13 protein-coding genes are annotated in these 16,094 nt (G+C 59.9%); 7 read left to right on the forward strand and 6 right to left on the reverse strand.

Features of this window, described 5'->3' with window-relative positions:
- The first annotated feature begins 161 nt into the window (after nt 1-161).
- The 3 genes from DM806_RS01760 to DM806_RS26920 all read left to right on the forward strand — a co-directional run bounded on the left by DM806_RS01760 (nt 162) and on the right by DM806_RS26920 (nt 4,038).
- Entirely contained in the window at nt 162-3,080 is a 2,919-nt protein-coding gene (locus DM806_RS01760) for a Tn3 family transposase (RefSeq protein WP_179041561.1), read from the forward strand.
- Between the two features lie 320 nt (nt 3,081-3,400).
- Entirely contained in the window at nt 3,401-3,727 is a 327-nt protein-coding gene (locus DM806_RS26915; protein WP_218647296.1) for a glutathione S-transferase N-terminal domain-containing protein, read from the forward strand.
- Nucleotides 3,728-3,768: 41 nt separating this feature from the next.
- Nucleotides 3,769-4,038, forward strand: a complete 270-nt coding sequence (locus DM806_RS26920; RefSeq protein ID WP_218647297.1) for a glutathione S-transferase family protein — start codon at nt 3,769-3,771, stop codon at nt 4,036-4,038.
- Between the two features lie 35 nt (nt 4,039-4,073).
- On the opposite strand, the gene DM806_RS01770 is transcribed toward DM806_RS26920, so the two are convergent.
- The 6 genes from DM806_RS01770 to DM806_RS01795 form a co-directional block, all read right to left on the reverse strand.
- Entirely contained in the window at nt 4,074-4,808 is a 735-nt protein-coding gene (locus DM806_RS01770; RefSeq protein WP_179041562.1) for an SDR family NAD(P)-dependent oxidoreductase, read from the reverse strand.
- A gap of 1 nt (nt 4,809) precedes the next feature.
- On the reverse strand, nt 4,810-5,286 hold the full coding sequence (locus DM806_RS01775) for a hypothetical protein (protein WP_179041563.1): 477 nt from the start codon (nt 5,284-5,286) through the stop codon (nt 4,810-4,812).
- Nucleotides 5,287-5,393: 107 nt separating this feature from the next.
- Nucleotides 5,394-6,197 carry an SDR family oxidoreductase gene (locus DM806_RS01780; RefSeq protein ID WP_372859176.1) on the reverse strand — a complete coding sequence of 268 codons (804 nt, stop codon included), beginning with the start codon at nt 6,195-6,197 and terminating at the stop codon, nt 5,394-5,396.
- A 108-nt stretch (nt 6,198-6,305) separates the two neighbouring features.
- Nucleotides 6,306-7,535 carry a cytochrome P450 gene (locus DM806_RS01785; RefSeq protein WP_179041565.1) on the reverse strand — a complete coding sequence of 410 codons (1,230 nt, stop codon included), beginning with the start codon at nt 7,533-7,535 and terminating at the stop codon, nt 6,306-6,308.
- A gap of 107 nt (nt 7,536-7,642) precedes the next feature.
- Nucleotides 7,643-8,701 (reverse strand): NAD(P)-dependent alcohol dehydrogenase, encoded by a 1,059-nt coding sequence (locus DM806_RS01790; protein ID WP_179041566.1) that lies wholly within the window; start codon nt 8,699-8,701, stop codon nt 7,643-7,645.
- Nucleotides 8,702-8,761: 60 nt separating this feature from the next.
- Nucleotides 8,762-10,993 (reverse strand): TonB-dependent receptor, encoded by a 2,232-nt coding sequence (locus DM806_RS01795; protein WP_179041567.1) that lies wholly within the window; start codon nt 10,991-10,993, stop codon nt 8,762-8,764.
- Nucleotides 10,994-11,205: 212 nt separating this feature from the next.
- Here DM806_RS01795 and DM806_RS01800 point away from each other — a divergent pair, with 212 nt between their 5' ends.
- The 4 genes from DM806_RS01800 (at nt 11,206) to DM806_RS01815 (ending at nt 16,068) form a co-directional block, all read left to right on the forward strand.
- Entirely contained in the window at nt 11,206-11,742 is a 537-nt protein-coding gene (locus DM806_RS01800) for a nuclear transport factor 2 family protein (RefSeq protein ID WP_179041568.1), read from the forward strand.
- A gap of 327 nt (nt 11,743-12,069) precedes the next feature.
- On the forward strand, nt 12,070-14,355 hold the full coding sequence (locus DM806_RS01805; RefSeq protein ID WP_179041569.1) for a TonB-dependent receptor: 2,286 nt from the start codon (nt 12,070-12,072) through the stop codon (nt 14,353-14,355).
- 129 nt (nt 14,356-14,484) lie between these two features.
- Nucleotides 14,485-15,438, forward strand: coding sequence for an SDR family NAD(P)-dependent oxidoreductase (locus DM806_RS01810; RefSeq protein ID WP_179041570.1), 954 nt, complete (start codon nt 14,485-14,487; stop codon nt 15,436-15,438).
- Nucleotides 15,439-15,498: 60 nt separating this feature from the next.
- Nucleotides 15,499-16,068, forward strand: a complete 570-nt coding sequence (locus DM806_RS01815; RefSeq protein ID WP_179041571.1) for a nuclear transport factor 2 family protein — start codon at nt 15,499-15,501, stop codon at nt 16,066-16,068.
- Nucleotides 16,069-16,094: the final 26 nt, after the last annotated feature.

The following is a 16,094-nucleotide window of genomic DNA, read 5'->3' on the forward strand; positions in this document are numbered from 1 at the left end:
GGGGTTCTCGTGACGGCGGTGCAAAAAGTGCCGCTAAGCAAGTCATTGAAACATAGCCATAAAAGCCGCAAGAAAATTATAACTCATTGATATTGTTGTGCAGCGAGGTTTCTCGACCTTCAGCCGGCGGTGTGTAGGGTCTTTCCTGGGAGGGCCGAGTCGTGGATGCGCCGTTTCGACAATATCTTGGCTGGGAACGGTTTCCGGAGAATTTAACCGAACCCGAAGTCGCGCATTTCTTTTCGCTTTCCGAGGATGATCGGCGAGCCGTCCACCGCCGCCGGCGACCGTTAAACCGGTTGGGTGTGGCGCTGCAGGTTGGTTTTCTGCGGCTCACGGGAGCGCCACTCAATTCCGTGGAGATGATTCCGTCGCAAGTGCTGGCTCATCTCGGCGCCGAGCTTGGGATTGCACCGCCCCGGCTTACCTCAATCCGCGCGCTTTACCGCCGCCACCGCACGCTGTTCGAGCACCAGGACGCGGCAAAACAGGCGCTGGGTTTGCGCGACCTCACCGAGCACGGGGAACGCGCGTTGAATGGCTTTCTGCGGCGCGAGGCCAGCGACAAATTCCTCGTGGACGAGTTGGAACAAGCCGCGCGCGCATGGCTCCGTGATCACCACTATGTCCAGTTGCCAACGCGACGGCTGAGGAGTTCTGCATCAGGCGCCCGGCGCCATCACGATGGCGGCCTGTTGGCCGGCGCGGTAGCCGCAGTGGGGATGGAACAGACAAAGGCCTGGCCGCTTGAGCTGTCGGAGACAATGCCAAACGGCAAGACGCGGTTGGAATGGCTTCGAGACAGTCCCGCGTCCCGTAAAACCAAAGGCCTCGCCAACCATATCGCGAAGATCGATTTTCTGAAGAAACTTGGGGCCGATAGGCTCCAACTTGGCTTGGCGGCCGGAATGCTGAAGGCCCAGGCAAGATCAATGCTCTACCGCAAGCCTGCGACGCTCAAGCGGATGCGCGGTGAGCGAAAGACCATTGAAATAGCCTGCTTTCTGCGCTTGCAACTGCTGCGTCTCACGGATGACGGTCTTGGGATGATCGACTACCGGATCGCCGATCTCTGGCGTCAGGCCCGAACCCGCGCCGAGGCGGCGGTCGAGGACGAGCTGCGCCGACATCAAGCGTTGGTCTTGCAATTGGCAAGCCTTGTCGATGACGAGAACACCTCCGCTTCCGTCGTGCGCGACCAGATGCGCATCATGTTGGCACCGTTCCTGCCGGCCGGCGCGCACGGTCCATCCACGAAGGTTGGCCGGGTCCGGCGGGAACTGGCGACGGCAGGCAGAGGTGCGAGTGAGTTGCTGGGCGCGGCGGCGTCGATCAGCCTGGATCTACCGTCGACGCACCCGCTTGCGCAGGCACTGGCGACACTGAACCGGGTGGCGGCTTCGGAAATGGGGCGATTGCCGGAAGGCACCGCCAATCCATTCGGCCGGACGTGGGCGCTCCTCATCGATCAACCGGACCGCGAGGCCGCCTTTGGCAGCTATAGGGCGGCGGCGCTCATGCTGCTCAAACGCTCTCTCCGCAATGGGCAGGCTAGCGTCGACCACAGCCTGGAACACCGTGCCCCTGAGGACCGCCTGATCCCAAAGGCGCAATGGCAAAAGGAACGAGCACGGTTCGTGCGAAACCTCGCGGTGTCAGCCAAGCCGGAAGCGACCATCCGCTGGATCAAGGATGAACTCACGACCGCCCTGAAAGCCATCGATGCGGCGGTATCGAGGGGCGATATCCGGATTGAAAACGACCGATTGGTCGTTCCAAAACTCAAGGCGGCTCCCGAAGACGAAAGGCTCAAGGGCATTCGCCGCGAACTGTTCGCCGGCGTCGGAAAGATCCAGTTACCGGACTTGCTGATCGCCATCGATGCCACCACGCACTTTTCCTGGGCCCTGTTGGGCAGGTCGCCCCGAAGCGAGCATGAGCTCATAACCCTCTACGCGGCCCTGATCGCCTTGGGTTCCGATCTGACTGCCGCCGACATGGCGCGCATGACGCTCAATATTGAAGCCGACGCAGTCGGCGAGATGATGCGCCGCATCGAGGCAAATGGTCGATTGCCGGCGGCCAACCGCTTGGTGCTTGATCATTTCAGGACGCTTCCAGTCACAAGGCTGTGGGGAGGCGGAATTCAGGCATCGGCCGACATGATGAGCCTTGATGCAACCCGCCGTCTCTGGACAGCCCGCCATGATCCGCGGCGGCGCACTCCGGCAGTCGGAACGTACACCCATGTGCTCGACCAGTGGGTGATCCTGCATGACCAGGCCGTCGTTCTGAACCGACGGCAAGCCGGGGCCGCTATCGAAGGGGCTCTTCGCCACGAAGCCGTCGATCTCCACCGTGTCGCGGTGGATACGCATGGCCACACACATTTCGGCATGGCGCTGGCCAATCTCGTGGGGTTTGATCTCGCCCCGAGGCTTGCCGGGATGAATAAACGCAAGCTCTATCTCCCACGTGGCCTCGATGTACCTGCCAGCTTGCGGCCAATTGTGAGCGAGACCGTCTCAACCGGCGCCATCACCCGGGGATGGGATCCGCTCCTGCGGATTGCGGCATCGACCAAGAGTGGCTGGTGTTCGGCGACCTACGTTCTGGACCGCTTTGGCAGCGCCGCGCGGGGCGATGAGGCGTTTCAGGCAGGGGATGCCTTCGGCAGGCTGTTACTGACCCGCTTCCTGGGCGCTTATCTCGGCGATCCGGCGTTCCGTGGGATGAACGACGCTTTGCTCAGCCAAGGCGAGTCGGTCCACACCCTGCAGCGCGCGATCTATTCCGGGCCGATCGGCGCACGGCATGGCCGCACGCCCGAGCAAATGGCCGCGATATCATCAGGCCTGACACTGCTTACCAACGTTATCATGACGTGGAACGCGACCCGGATCGGTGAGATTCGAGCGCGAATGCCGGACACCTTTCCGGATCATCACATCATGCACATCGCCCCCAATGCGCACGAGCATATCAACACCAAAGGCGTCATCACCATTGACGTTTCACCACACCGGGATCGGCTCCTGGGCGAGAAACCGCCAGTGGCCGCGATCAGGAGCGTAATATGAAAAACCTCCGTAGTGTGGAATATCAACCACTTACGGGGACGAAGTCGGAGTTATATGAACAAAGTCAATGGGTTGCTTAGCGGCACTTTTTGCACTGCCGTCACGAGGACCCCCCTCCGATCTCGCCACCGCGCTCGAGTATGTCAGCCTTCCCCGAGGTGCGCCACACCAGGCTCAGGGTCAAATCAGCAGTTTGATGTCGTTCGGTGAGAGGATCCTCTCCCATTCAGGCCCAGTTTCTTTCCGTGTCGATTAACAACGCCCCATCTCTCATGAAGCAGACATTGCGGGCTAGGGATCTGCTCGCGGGAAGGTACTATATGATCACGATCTATCATCTTGGCGTTTCACAATCCGATAGGATCGTCTGGTTGATGGAAGAGTTGGGCCTGCCCTACCAGCTTGAATGGTTTGATCGCGGCGCGGACGGGTTGGCACCGCCGGAATATCTCGCCCTACATCCCGCCGCCATGGCGCCCGTCATCAAGGACGGCGACGGGGTTCTCGCCGAGTCGACCGCCATTGTCCAGTACATCGCCCACAGATATGGCGGCGGCAGACTGACCGTTTCGCCTGATGCCGACAATTATGCCGATTATCTCTTCTGGCTGGAGTTCAACAACAATGCCCAGTCGGCTTGTTCGTGAAGACCGCGCTTGAGAGTACGGGCACTGGGCATGATGGTGGAATGCTCGGCAAGGTGGCACGTCGTCGCAGGGAAGGCCTGTTCCGTCATATGGACGACCGGCTGGCTGAACATACCTACCTCGCGGGTCAGGATTTCACGCTTGCCGACATCATGTCGGCCTTTGCCGTAACGACGCTGCCAACGCTTATCGGTGAAAGCCTGGACGATTATAGCAACATCAAACGCTATGCGCAGCAGATTGCCGCGCGGCCTGCTTGGCTAAAAGCTATGGAGATCGCGGGCCCCAAGGCTAAGCGCCCCCATAGCTAAATTGTCGTCCGCTCATTTACTCTCGGATCGGGTGCTCAGATTTGCGCCGCGCCGCCATCGACGCAAAGGTCAATTCCGGTGACATAGCTGCTGTCAGACGACGCAAGGAACAATGCGGCGCCCGCGATCTCTTCACCTTCACCTGCCCGGCCCAACGGCGTCATCTCGGCCTGCATTGCGTCGATCGCCTCCTCTGAATAGTTGGCCAGCGTTAGCGGCGTCTTGATCACGCCAGGGCTCAGGGTGTTTATCCTGATCCTGCGATCCTTGAGTTCGGCGGTCAGCGACCGCGCCAGCGATCGCAATCCCGCCTTAGTCGCGGAATAGACGCTAAAGCCGGGAATGCCCTTCCGGGCCGTCATCGACGCGTTGAGGATGATCGAGGCGCCTTCAGGCATGAGCGGCAGCAATGTCTGGACAGTGAAGAACGTGCCCTTCAAGTTCGTCCCGACGATGGCGTCGAATTCGGCTTCGGTGACATGTCCGAAATATCCCGAGTCCCCTCGGCCGGCATTGGCGAACAGCACATCGACCCGCCCGTGATTGCTCCTGATTTGCTCATGGAGGCGATTCAAATCGGTAAGACTGGCGATGTCGCCCGCGAACCCGCTGATGGCTCCTCCGATCGCGGCGGCGGCTTCGTCCAGGGCGCTCTGATGGCGACCCGTGATGATGACGGTCGCGCCCTCGGCCACGAAGCGTCTTGCTGTGGCCAGGCCCATCCCGCTGGTGCCTCCGGTGATGACGGCGACTTTGCCTTCAAGCTTCATCCTATACTCCTTCAAAGATCATCCGGGCCGTGCGCGCCGCTTCGGCTTGCTGCCCCGAACAGGATTCCGTTTCATTCTCGGGCCCGGCGGATTCCACGCAGGCGTGCAGCCATGCGCACATCCGATCGACTTCCTGCCCGATGAGATCCTCGTCGCGAAAGCTGCTTGCCAGCGTCGCCACGCCCTGGCTGCGGGCAAGAAAGATGCATCGCCAGCGCGTCGGCGTCCCGACCGGGGCCCAGAGGCGTGGACTGCCCACGAAGCCATGTCCTGAACAGCATAAAGAGTGCGTTTGCTTCTGGTCGCGCCGGGTGGCTGAGCTTCCCGAGCTCGCCGCGCAGCGTACCGATCGGGCAGCCATAGGTCCTATGTCGGACCGATTGGCGATCATGTTGTTGATGAAGCTTCTGATATGGTCAACGGCGGTCGCGCCGTGTCTCGCGAAATAGGTGGATAAGCGCGGGCAGGTTTCTGTCATGAGGGCACTGCATCAACATTCAGACGAGGATCATGGCTAAGCAGAATAAGAGCTTCTCCGCTTGACCGCTTCGAGGACATCTAGTCATCGGCAGCGCCCATGATGGCTCAAACGATGCAATTGGCGAGCCCGCCATCGCAAAGGATGGTCTCCCCGGTCGTGAAGCCGGCCTGCACCGAACACAGATAAGCAACCAGCCCCGCCACCTCACTCGGTTGCCCGATGCGTCGCGCCGGCGTGCTCGCCATCAGCATTTCTAGCAATTGCTCTTGTCGCGCACCGCTACTGTCGGCGAGCTCCTCTCTGAAAGTCCGTGAGGAGATCGTATCGATCGAACCCGGCGCCACGGTATTGACCGTGATGCCAAAAGGCGCGAGTTCGGCGGAAATCGTCTTGGAAGCCGAAGCGGCTGCGGACCTTGAAATATTCGCCAGCGCATAGTCGAAACCAAGACCCCCTCGGGCGGGCTGCTTGGTCACCATCGACCCGATCGTCACAATTCTACCCCAGCTCTTCTCCCTCATATGCGGATAGACAAGCCGGACCATGTGGATGAAGGCCAGAACGACCTCGCTCAACGCTTTCTCGAATAGTTCGGGCTCAAGATCTATGAAACTTCCAGTTGGAGGCTGCGGCGGCGAGAAGATCGCGATGTCCGCAGGCCCAAGGGACGCCCGCATCGTTTCGAACACCGGCTCGAAGGCCCGCGGATCCGAAAGGTCGGCGCGAATCCCAATAGCTTGAGCGCCGATCTCTCGTAATGCCTTCACCTCGGCGTCCAGATCAGCGTCATTGCGCGCCGCGATAGCGACGTTGCAGCCCGCGCGCGCCAATTCCCGAGCGACAGCCTGGCCAATCCCCTTGCTGCCGCCCATCACGAAGGCGGTCTTGTGTCTTATTCCAAGGTCCACCGCTGATCCTCCGCCTTCTCTGCCAAATCCGCCATGTTTCTCAGCCGGCGCGACAGACGAGCACTGGCTGTGTTGAGCCGCTGCGCGCCGCGTCCGTCACGACCTACGTCAGGGTACGCGCTGGAGCATGAGTTCGTGCGGTCCCCAAAGCGTCCAGTTGTCGCCATAATCTATGCTGACGATCTCCACCTTTGGTAGAACGTCGAGCAGGTGGTGGAAAAAGGCATGGATCTCGGTACGCGCGAGGTGAAGGCCGATGCATTGATGGACCCCCCAGCCAAATGCGAGATGCGCCGATGCGTTCGGGCGCCGGATGTCGAAACGCTCAGGATCCTCGAACATGGCCGGGTCGCGGTTGGCCGCGCCTGTCAGCAGGAAAATTTCTTCTCCCTTCGGGACCGCGCGACCGCCCACGACAACATCGTCCGCCTCGACCCGCCGGCTGATCACCTGATTGGCCGGATGAAGCCTGAACACTTCCTCGATCGCGTTGGGCAACAGGTCGCGATCGCGCCGAATTTCGTCCAGCACTTCAGGATGCAGGAGCAATTGCACGAGCATATTGCCCATGAAGCGGGCGGTCGTGTCCAGCGCCGCGAGAAAGAGATTCAGCAGATTATCGACGGCGGCCCGCGAAGTGATGTCGCCGCCGTGCGACGCGCTGACCATCATGCTGACCAGGTCGTCAGGCTCGCCACCGTCCGCTATGCGAGCGGTCCGATCTGCGACCTGCTCTTCGAGAAACTCGTACACTTCGCGCTTGACGCTTTCCCTGTGCAGATAGCGGGGATCATCCACGGGAATGGCCAGCTGGGCGGCATTGGCAAGGACGTTGTTCCAGCGCCTGAAATCGTCGCGTCGGTCCTTCGGCACGTCCATGAGGTGCGTGATCGCGGTGACGGTGATTTCCTGAAAGGCAGGCACGATATCGACCGTCTCTCCCGCTTCGAGTCGCGCGATCATCGGAGCCAGCGTCTCCTCGGAGATGGCGCGCAGCCATGAGAAACGATCGGCGCTCTCTTTTGCGCTGAAGGTCTTCGCCCACACACCCCGGGCGCGATTATGATCGGCGAAGTTGACGAACAACATGCCCTCGGGGCCAAATGCCTCCTTGAGAGCGGTCTCTTGATTGCTGAAACTTCGGTCGTTCGAGAGGATGCGGCGCACGTCCTGATAGCGCCAGAGCATCAGCCGCTGAACTTGACTGTTCCATATGGCGTCGCCCAGCGGGCGAATTCGTGCGAGCTCCGCATAAGGATCCTTGACGACTTCCGAGAAGCGGAAGTCAACGTCGATCGAAGCGCCTGACTCCACGGGCGTATTGCCTTCTTTCATCATCCTTCATCTCCTGAAAGACCGGGAGCGCAAGCTCCCTGTCCAGCGCAATCATGATCGGTGACCAAGAAGCGGGCATCCATGCTCACCGCCCGACCGGCTAAATGGTTTCAGTCGAGGCAAATCACCGCCCTTCCCTTCAACTGGCCCGTCCGAAGGCGCGCAAAAGCCTCGTCGATGGCGTCGAGGGCGAAAGTCTCTTTATCGATCCGGACCCTGCCGGTCGCCGCGAGCGTGCAAAGATCGAAGAGATCCTTGCGCGTGCTGCCCATCGACACGGCGAATTCGCACCCTGTCGCCATATGGCCCCAGCCGACCCGCAATGTCCCGCCCCCCATGCCCACCAGGGCTATGCGCCCCATGGGCCGCGAAACCGCCGAGGCAAGATCCAGACTGCCCTGGCTCCCGACGAAGTCGATGATCGCGTCTGCACCGGCGCCACGGGTCAGATCCATGATCTGCTCCCGCGCGCGGTCATCCGCGTCGATCGCCACATCGGCTCCCAGTTCCAAGGCGTAGGCCTGCCTATCTCGCGCTCTGTCGACGGCAATCACGGTAGCGGGAGAGAGGAGTTTCAGGAACTGAACGCCGAAACTTCCCAGACCCCCGACGCCGATGACCACCGCCGTCGAACCCGGTTTCAACCGATGGAGCACCGACTGTACCGCTCTATAAGCCGCCAGCCCCGCATCCGTAAGCGGCGCGACAGACACAGGATCGAGCGAGCCGATCGGGACGACGTCGCGGCGAGGAACCACGAGATATTCCGCCAGCCCGCCATCCAGCCCGAGACCCCGCGTCAGCGTCACGGCGCCTCGGGCGAAGGTTCCGCAATGCTGTTCCGCGCCCTCAAGGCAATAGTCGCAAAAGCCACAGGAATGAACATGGTGAACCGCGACAGCATCGCCTTCGGCAAGATCGAGCACGCCTGGGCCGCAGGCATCGACCAGCCCCGCATTCTCATGGCCGAGGGTGAACCCTGCAGGCACAGCAGTGGCATATGGTTCCTCCCCCGCGCGCGCCTCCATAAGGTCGAGGTCGGACCTGCACAGGCCAGCCCCCTTCATGCGCAGCCTGACTTCGCCAGGGCCGGGCTCTGGAACCGCAACGTCCACGAATTCGGGAGCCTTGCCCCATTCGAGCAAGCGATAGGCTCGCATTAGCGCCATGGAACGATCTCCTTTATTTTGTGAATGCCGCTGCTGGCCGTCATCTGCCGCTTGTCGGCATCAAAGCTTGTAATCGATGCGAGCGCCGATCTGTCGCGGCGGAGAATAGCCGACCCCATCGCCGAAGACGGAAAGCAAGGTGCTCTGGAAATAGGCTTTGTTGGTCAGGTTCTTGACAAAGACGGCAAAGCGGAAATGGCTGCCGGCCGGATGAATCCCCGCCTGGCCGCCGAGCACGGCATAAGCGTTCGTTTTGACCCGCCCAAGAAGCTCCCAGCTATGCTGGCTGGCATAGGTCATGTTGAGGCTCGCATCGATGTCCCCAAGCCCGATCGTCTGCGAATAGAGGATCGAGGCGTTGCCCGACAATTTGGGTGTCTTGAGCAGCCGCAACCCGCTGGCGTCAAATCCCGCAATCGGTGTCAGGCCGGTAGCGCTGGCAGGCAGGGCATAGGCGGTGGCGTTACGGAATTCCTTGTATTTGGCGTGCGGAACCCAAGACCCGCCCCCCTTGATACTCCAGCTGTCGGAGAAACGCAGATCCAGATCGAAATCCAGACCATAGATACTGGCGCCCTTCGCATTAGCGAGGAAGGCGGCCTGGCCGTTGAAGAACTGCACCTGCAGATCCTCGATCCGGTAGTAGAAACCGGCAAGGTTGAAACTGACATTGCGCGTTCCGAGCTTGAAGCCTGCCTCATAGGAGTTGAGCTTCTCCGGGTTCGCAACGCTGTCGGTGAAGGCACCGGAGTCCAGAACCCCGGATTTGAAACCCTTGCTGAAGGTCGCATAGATATTGGCATGAGCCGAGAGATCGTAGCGCGCGGAGAGCCGTGGCAGAAAAGCCGTGAAACTGCTCTTCCCATCGGGCGCGGGAAATGCCGCCCGGGCCAGAGAGAAGCTCGCGCGGCCAAAGCCTGCTTTCGATTCCCAGCCATATCGGCTGCCGGCGATGAGATGCAGACGCGGGGTCGCGTTCCAGGTCAACTCGCCGAAGCCCGAGATCGCCTCCGATGTGATGAAACCGTCATTGCCGATCGCCGGATTGGAAAGCGACGCGGAGCCGTCCGCCCGGACCGGCGGATTGATGATCGCGCGCGCGAACACCTTGTCGTAGAAATAGAAGGAACCCACCACAAAGCTCAGGTCGCCCAGATCCTTGGACGTGAACAGAACCTCCTGCTGGAAACCCTTGTTGTTCACATTTTGCGCGAAGGTCAGGCAATTGAACGTAGCGATGCAGCTTGGACTGTAGGTGCCGTCGATCGACACGAGCAGGAAGGCGTCATTCTTCTGAAAGCTCGATCGCGAGGACAAAGTGCCCCAGTCGCCGATTTCGGCTTCTGCCAGCAGAGATATTCCGCGCGTTCTGACCCGATAATCCGGTTTGGCGTCGCTTGCGAAATGCCACGGCTTGGTGGGCACGATCGCGTCAGCATAGGCAGCGCCGGTCGAGACTCCGTTCAATGGCTGAAAAGCCTCGGCGGCGCGATCGCGCGACTTGCTGTAATAGCCGGTGAGAAGGAAGCGAAGTCCATCCTGAGGTTCGAACAGCAATTTTGCGCGAACCGCCCAGTTGCTGCCGTCCCCGTAGCTTTTGCCGGTGCGGTCATTTGTGAGATAGCCGTCCGATGAGCGATAGGTGGCCGACAGGCTGCCCGCCAGCTTGTCGCCCGCCAAGCCCCCGGTGATGAAGCCATTGGCTGAAAATTCATTGGCGCTCTTTGCGCCACGGCCCGCATATACTCCGTCCGAAACCGATGCGTCGGCGCTCGTATCGAAGCTGGGTCCCTTGGTGTGCAACACTATCGCGCCGGCATTGGCGTTGCGCCCGAAAAGCGTGCCTTGCGGTCCCTTGAGGACTTCTACACGCTCGGTGTCGGGAAGATCGAGGAGAACGGCGAACTGGCTGGGCTGATAGACGCCATCAACATAGATCGCGACCGGCGTTTCGCCGCCGGGTTGTGTCAGGGTCGTACCAATGCCCCTAATCGTGGGAAACACGATCCCGCCGCCGTGCGAGAAGGTGAGGCCCGGCGTAACTTGGGCCAGTTCGGAAACATTCGAAATGTTGGCCCGGCTGAGATCCTGCGCCGTCTGAGTAACGATAGATATAGGAACGTCCACAAGTCGTTCGGACTTGCGGCGAGCGGTCACGACAATTGAACCAAGATCATCGCCGGATGCCTGCACGGCGCCATCAGCGTCCGCTTTGACCTCCTGCCCGCGTGCAACGCTAGGCAAGACCGACAAGGCCGTCATGACCGTCAAGGCGCAGGTTGCCGCTCGCATCGAATACTCTCCCTATTTCCGTTCTGCCATATGGTGGCGGACGTCTGTCTATTTATGACTTATGAGTCATGTTTGAACAATCGAGCATTCCGATGTCAAGGAACGATTGACACGAAAGTCCCGACGTGGACCTTACGCCTTGCCGGTCGACACTGCATTTCAGTGACTTTTGTGGTGATTTGACGCCAGAGGTCGGCACGTGGGGTGATAGCATGACGAATTTTTTGATGAACCAACGTTCAAATATGATTGCATATTCCGATATACGGGGCGATGATGCCAGCCTTGACTGGAAAAAGCGAAGCCAGCAACACGCCAGAACAGCCGGAGAGATCATGCCTGAAAATTCGATTCCGCTTGAGGATCGGGCCGCCATCTGGGACCTCATTGCGCGATATTCTTTCGCAATCGACAGCCGCGATGTGGAGGCGGTACTTGCCTGTTACACCGATGAGGCCGAGTTTCGCTCTGCCGATGGCGCGATGCATGCGCAAGGGAAGGCCGCGCTACGGGCCATGCTGACCCAGGAACTGCCCAGGGCAAAATTCCAAAACCATGTGATGCATCATAATCTGACGACGCCCGGAGTGTGCAAGGACAGCGCGAATGGACTTGTCTCTGCTCATGTCGAACTCGATTATGGCTCCGGCATGCAGATTTTCAGCGCGCGCTATGAGGATCTTTACGCCCGCAGTTCCGGAGAGTGGCGGTTCCAGCGCAGGCAGATCACATTCCTGAACGCTCCGTGACGCGGGGTATGGCGATGCATGACGCCCGATCGGACGCACGGGCGCATTCCATGCCCCGATCCGAGCATATAGTGCCAATCGACGCAAGCCTAGGTCCGGATACCCAATTTAATAACAAATTCTGATCTAGATTAGATGAGATAGTTTACTCGATCGGTTGAATATTATTTTATTGTAATTTTGTTTCATGAATAAATCTCGACAATCGTAAATTCCATTCTCGATTCTTATGGCATGTGTTCGAAAAAAATAATACTCTTGTCGACATCTAATGTTCAGTCATATGACTGAACGACATGAATAATACATATAAGGGGAGAGATTAGGGTGGGCTTTGATTCAGTGATCCGATTGCGTTTGCTCGCGGCCGTCACTTTGCCGACCGCCTTAGCGCCCTGCAGCGCCATCGCGCAGTCAACCGCGCCCCCGCAACAGGCGGTTAAGGCCGCCGGCATCGTGCAGGACAGCGCGAGCGTTGGAATCCAGGACATCGTCGTAACCGCACAGCGCAGGTCGGAACGCCTTCAAGACGTCCCGATCACGATCAACGCCTTCTCGGCGGCTGACCGCGAACGTTTCGCCATTACGGAAGCGCAAAATCTGCAGTTCGTGACGCCGGGACTCACTTTCCCCAACAACGACGCCACGATTAACCCTTACATTCGCGGGCGAGGCACGGCCTATTCCGGCCAGGGCCTGGAGGGCAGCGTCGCCGTTTATGTGGACGATATCTATCAGCAGTCGCAGCTCGGCACCGGCGGACTGTTCGATACGGCACAGATACAAGTGCTCAAAGGTCCCCAAGGCACGCTGTACGGCCGCAACGCCACCGGCGGCGCCATCCTCATCAATACAAGCGACCCCGACTTCAAGAATTCCGGCAGCATCTTGCTGGGCTACGGAAACTTCCACATGCTGCGCGCTGAAGGCTTCCTGAACATCGCCGCGTCGGACAATCTAGCGGTCCGGATCGCCGGTGCCACGGACAAGAATGACGGCTTTCTCACCAATATAGTCTATTCCGAGCGCGGCGGCCGTGCCCGGAACTATGCGGCGCGGGTCAAGGCGCTCTGGGAGCCAGGCAATGGTTTCAGCATTCTGGCGAAGGGGGAAATACAGCAGCGCAACATAGCCTATATCCGGCAGCTTTCGCACGACGCTTCGGGCGCCCCGACCGGGCTTTCCTTCTATGAGACATTCCAATCACCGCAGAGGCGCAATTTCCTGAAGGTCCGCGCCTGGCAGATGGCCGCAACGGCGAAATATGAGGGCGATAGCTTCTCGATCACCAACAATTTTAGTTACAAGAAGATGCAAAATCCGACCTGCGTGGACAATGATTTCACGCCGGGCGAGGTGTTCGTATATTGTGACGAGACGCGTTTTCTTGGCCGCGACATCATACCCAATACCTTTCCCGGCGCGCCGCAGAACACGGACGCCGGCTCCTACGACAAGACGTTCATAGACGAGCTGCGCGCGGCGACCTCCTTCGATGGCCCGCTCAACTTCATTGCCGGCACGAACTACCAGCGATCCAAGGCGCGGCTGACGGGTGTTCTGGGCGGATCGTTGTTCGCCGGAATATTCCCCGTGTTCGACAATTATGTGAACACGACATCCTACTCCTTCTATGGTGAAGGCACCTACCACGCGACCGAGCAACTCAAGATCACCTTCGGGGGCCGGTACAGCAAGGATAGCAAGGTCCAGAAAGTATTTGACAATGCCGACGTGGGCTTCATCATTCCTACGCCTCTTCCAGCCAATGGTGCCTATCGACAGAGCGGAAGCTGGGACAATTTCACCCCGCGGCTGGTCGTCGCCTACGATAGTGGGCCCTCCAATTTCTACGTCAGCTATTCCAAAGGGTTCAAGGCTGGCGGCTTTAATAGTCCGGTATCAGTGATCCAGCCGGCACTGCGGCCGGAGACTATCCGCGGTTTTGAAGCAGGGACAAAGCTGCGCCTGCTCGACAATCGCGTTCGCTTCGATCTCGCCGCCTTCCACACCAAGGCGTCGGACATCCAGGTCGCCCGGGTGGAGGTCAAGACCGGAAGTGGCGGCGTCGTGCAGGAGAATGCCGGCGGCGTGAAGGCGTGGGGCGTGGAAGCCAACATCGATATCGTCGCTTCGGATCGCTTACGCCTACAGGGTGGCATGGCCTATCTTCACTCTCGCTACTCTCGCTACGAGAATGCCTCGGTGGTCAATCTGGTGGGGGGCGTCTTGCAGTTGGCGTCAGCGGACCTGAGCGGCACGCGAACACCCAATTCACCCGACTGGACAGCCAACGGAAGCGCGACCTACAATTTTCCCATCGCCTCAGATTGGCAAGGCGATGTGACGTTGCTCGGTCGATATTCCAGCTCCTACGACTTCGCGCCTGGCGGTGGCGGCAACCTCCATTTCGACCGTCAGGCCGCCTTTACGATTTTCAATCTGACCGGGCGGGTAAGGTCCCAAACCAGCGGCATCACACTCTCCTGGTATGTCTCCAACCTGTTCGACAAGAAATATTATGACCAGGTCACCACCAACGGCGGCGTGGGCGTCGTGGCGCAGCCTGCCCTTCCCCGCACATACGGCGGCGCGGTCAAGTACGATTTCTAGAATGATCGGAGGCGGGCAGGCACTGCCCCTTTCGCTCAATCGAAGGCCGTGGAACAGGCCTTCGAGCGGATTTGGAAGCCTGGGGGGGGGCAATCGCGCCCGCCTGGCACGCAGAGGATGGAGGCCAATGTGGATGAGCATCTCAATTTGAACGGTCGGGTCGCGATCGTTACCGGTGCGGGACGAGGGCTCGGCCGCGCCTATGCGATGGAACTGGCATCGCTGGGATGCAAGTTGGTCGTTAACGACCTCGGCACGGCGGCGGACGGCAGCGGCGCAAATGCAGGCTCAGCGCAAGCAACAGTCGATGACATCATCGCGGCGGGTGGCCAAGCCACCGCCCATCGCGGCAATGCCGTCACACAGGCCTCGGAGATCGTTGAGGCCGCCATCGACGCCTTTGGCCGGCTGGACATACTGATCAACAATGCAGGGGCGGTCAGTGGCGCCCTTTTCGAGGCGAGCTCGGCGGAGGAATGGCATGGGCTCTTCGACATCCATTTGCGCAGCACGGTCGGCATGTGCAGGGCCGCTTGGCAGCATTTGCGGCGGTCCGATGCGGCAAAGATCGTCAATATCGCCTCAAACGGCATGATGGGGAACAAATGGCTAACCAGCTACAGCGCCGCAAAGGGCGCCATCTTCGGTTTCTCGCGATCGTTGGCGCTCGAGGCCGCGGATCTGGGCATCGCCGTGAACTGTATCATGCCGATTGCCTGGACGCGGATGAGCGACGGGATAGAGGATCCCAGGATATCGCGAATCATGGAGCGCGATTTTCAGCCCGAACGTGTCGCGGCTTTCGTCGCATGGCTCGTCCATCCCGAAACCCGGGTTAACAATGAACTGTTTGAGGTGGGAGGTGGCCACGCCACGCGGATCGCCTTCGCCATGCGCCCCTTCGTTCACGCGCGCGACGATAGCGCCGGTGCTTGGCAGGCGGTGGCCGAGGACCTCATGTCGCCCGGCCCATTGACCCCGGTCACCTCCGCCTATGACATGCTCGTGCGCGAGATCGTCGCTTCCTCGCCAGACACCGTCTTCGACGAGGGCGTAACGGTCGAGAACAGCATGTTTCGTTAAAGTCCGAGGCGCGGGGATGTCGGCGTCGCGGCTGTGAACATCCAAGAAGGCAGGTGTCGCATGATCAACGAGGATGAGTTCGAACAACTGAAAAAGGACGTGCGCGTCCTCAAGGACATCGAGGCGATCAGGGAGCTGAAATACCGATATCTCAATTGCGTAGATACGGGTGACATGGCGGGCCTCAGGGCTTTGCTACATGACGATCTGACGACGGACTTTGCCGGCGGTCATTTCGAGGTGGAGCTGCGCGGCGCCGACCGTTTCATCGAGTTCATCGGCAAGACTCTCCACAGCCGCTTCATTGCGATCCATCTTGGCCATCATCCGCGGATCGACATCATCGGCGAACATGAAGCTCTGGGGAGCTGGTATCTTTGGGACGATGACATGGATCTGACGACGGCCACTCGTATCTTCGGGACCGCGCTGTACGAGGATCGCTACGTCAGGGTCGACGGGCGCTGGCTCATCCGTCACACGGGATATCGCCGGGTGTTCCACGCGCACGAGCGCCTGGGGCCTATGGACGTGACCGTACATATGCTCTCGCAGACGGGATATCGCCACAGCCCCGAGAGCATCCCCGTTCCGCTGGGACTGCCCCCGGGGAAAATCGAGCCCGCCTAAAGCATCCATTTTTTCCAACCAGACAG

Source organism: Sphingobium lactosutens, from assembly GCF_013393185.1.
Lineage (GTDB): Bacteria > Pseudomonadota > Alphaproteobacteria > Sphingomonadales > Sphingomonadaceae > Sphingobium > Sphingobium lactosutens_A.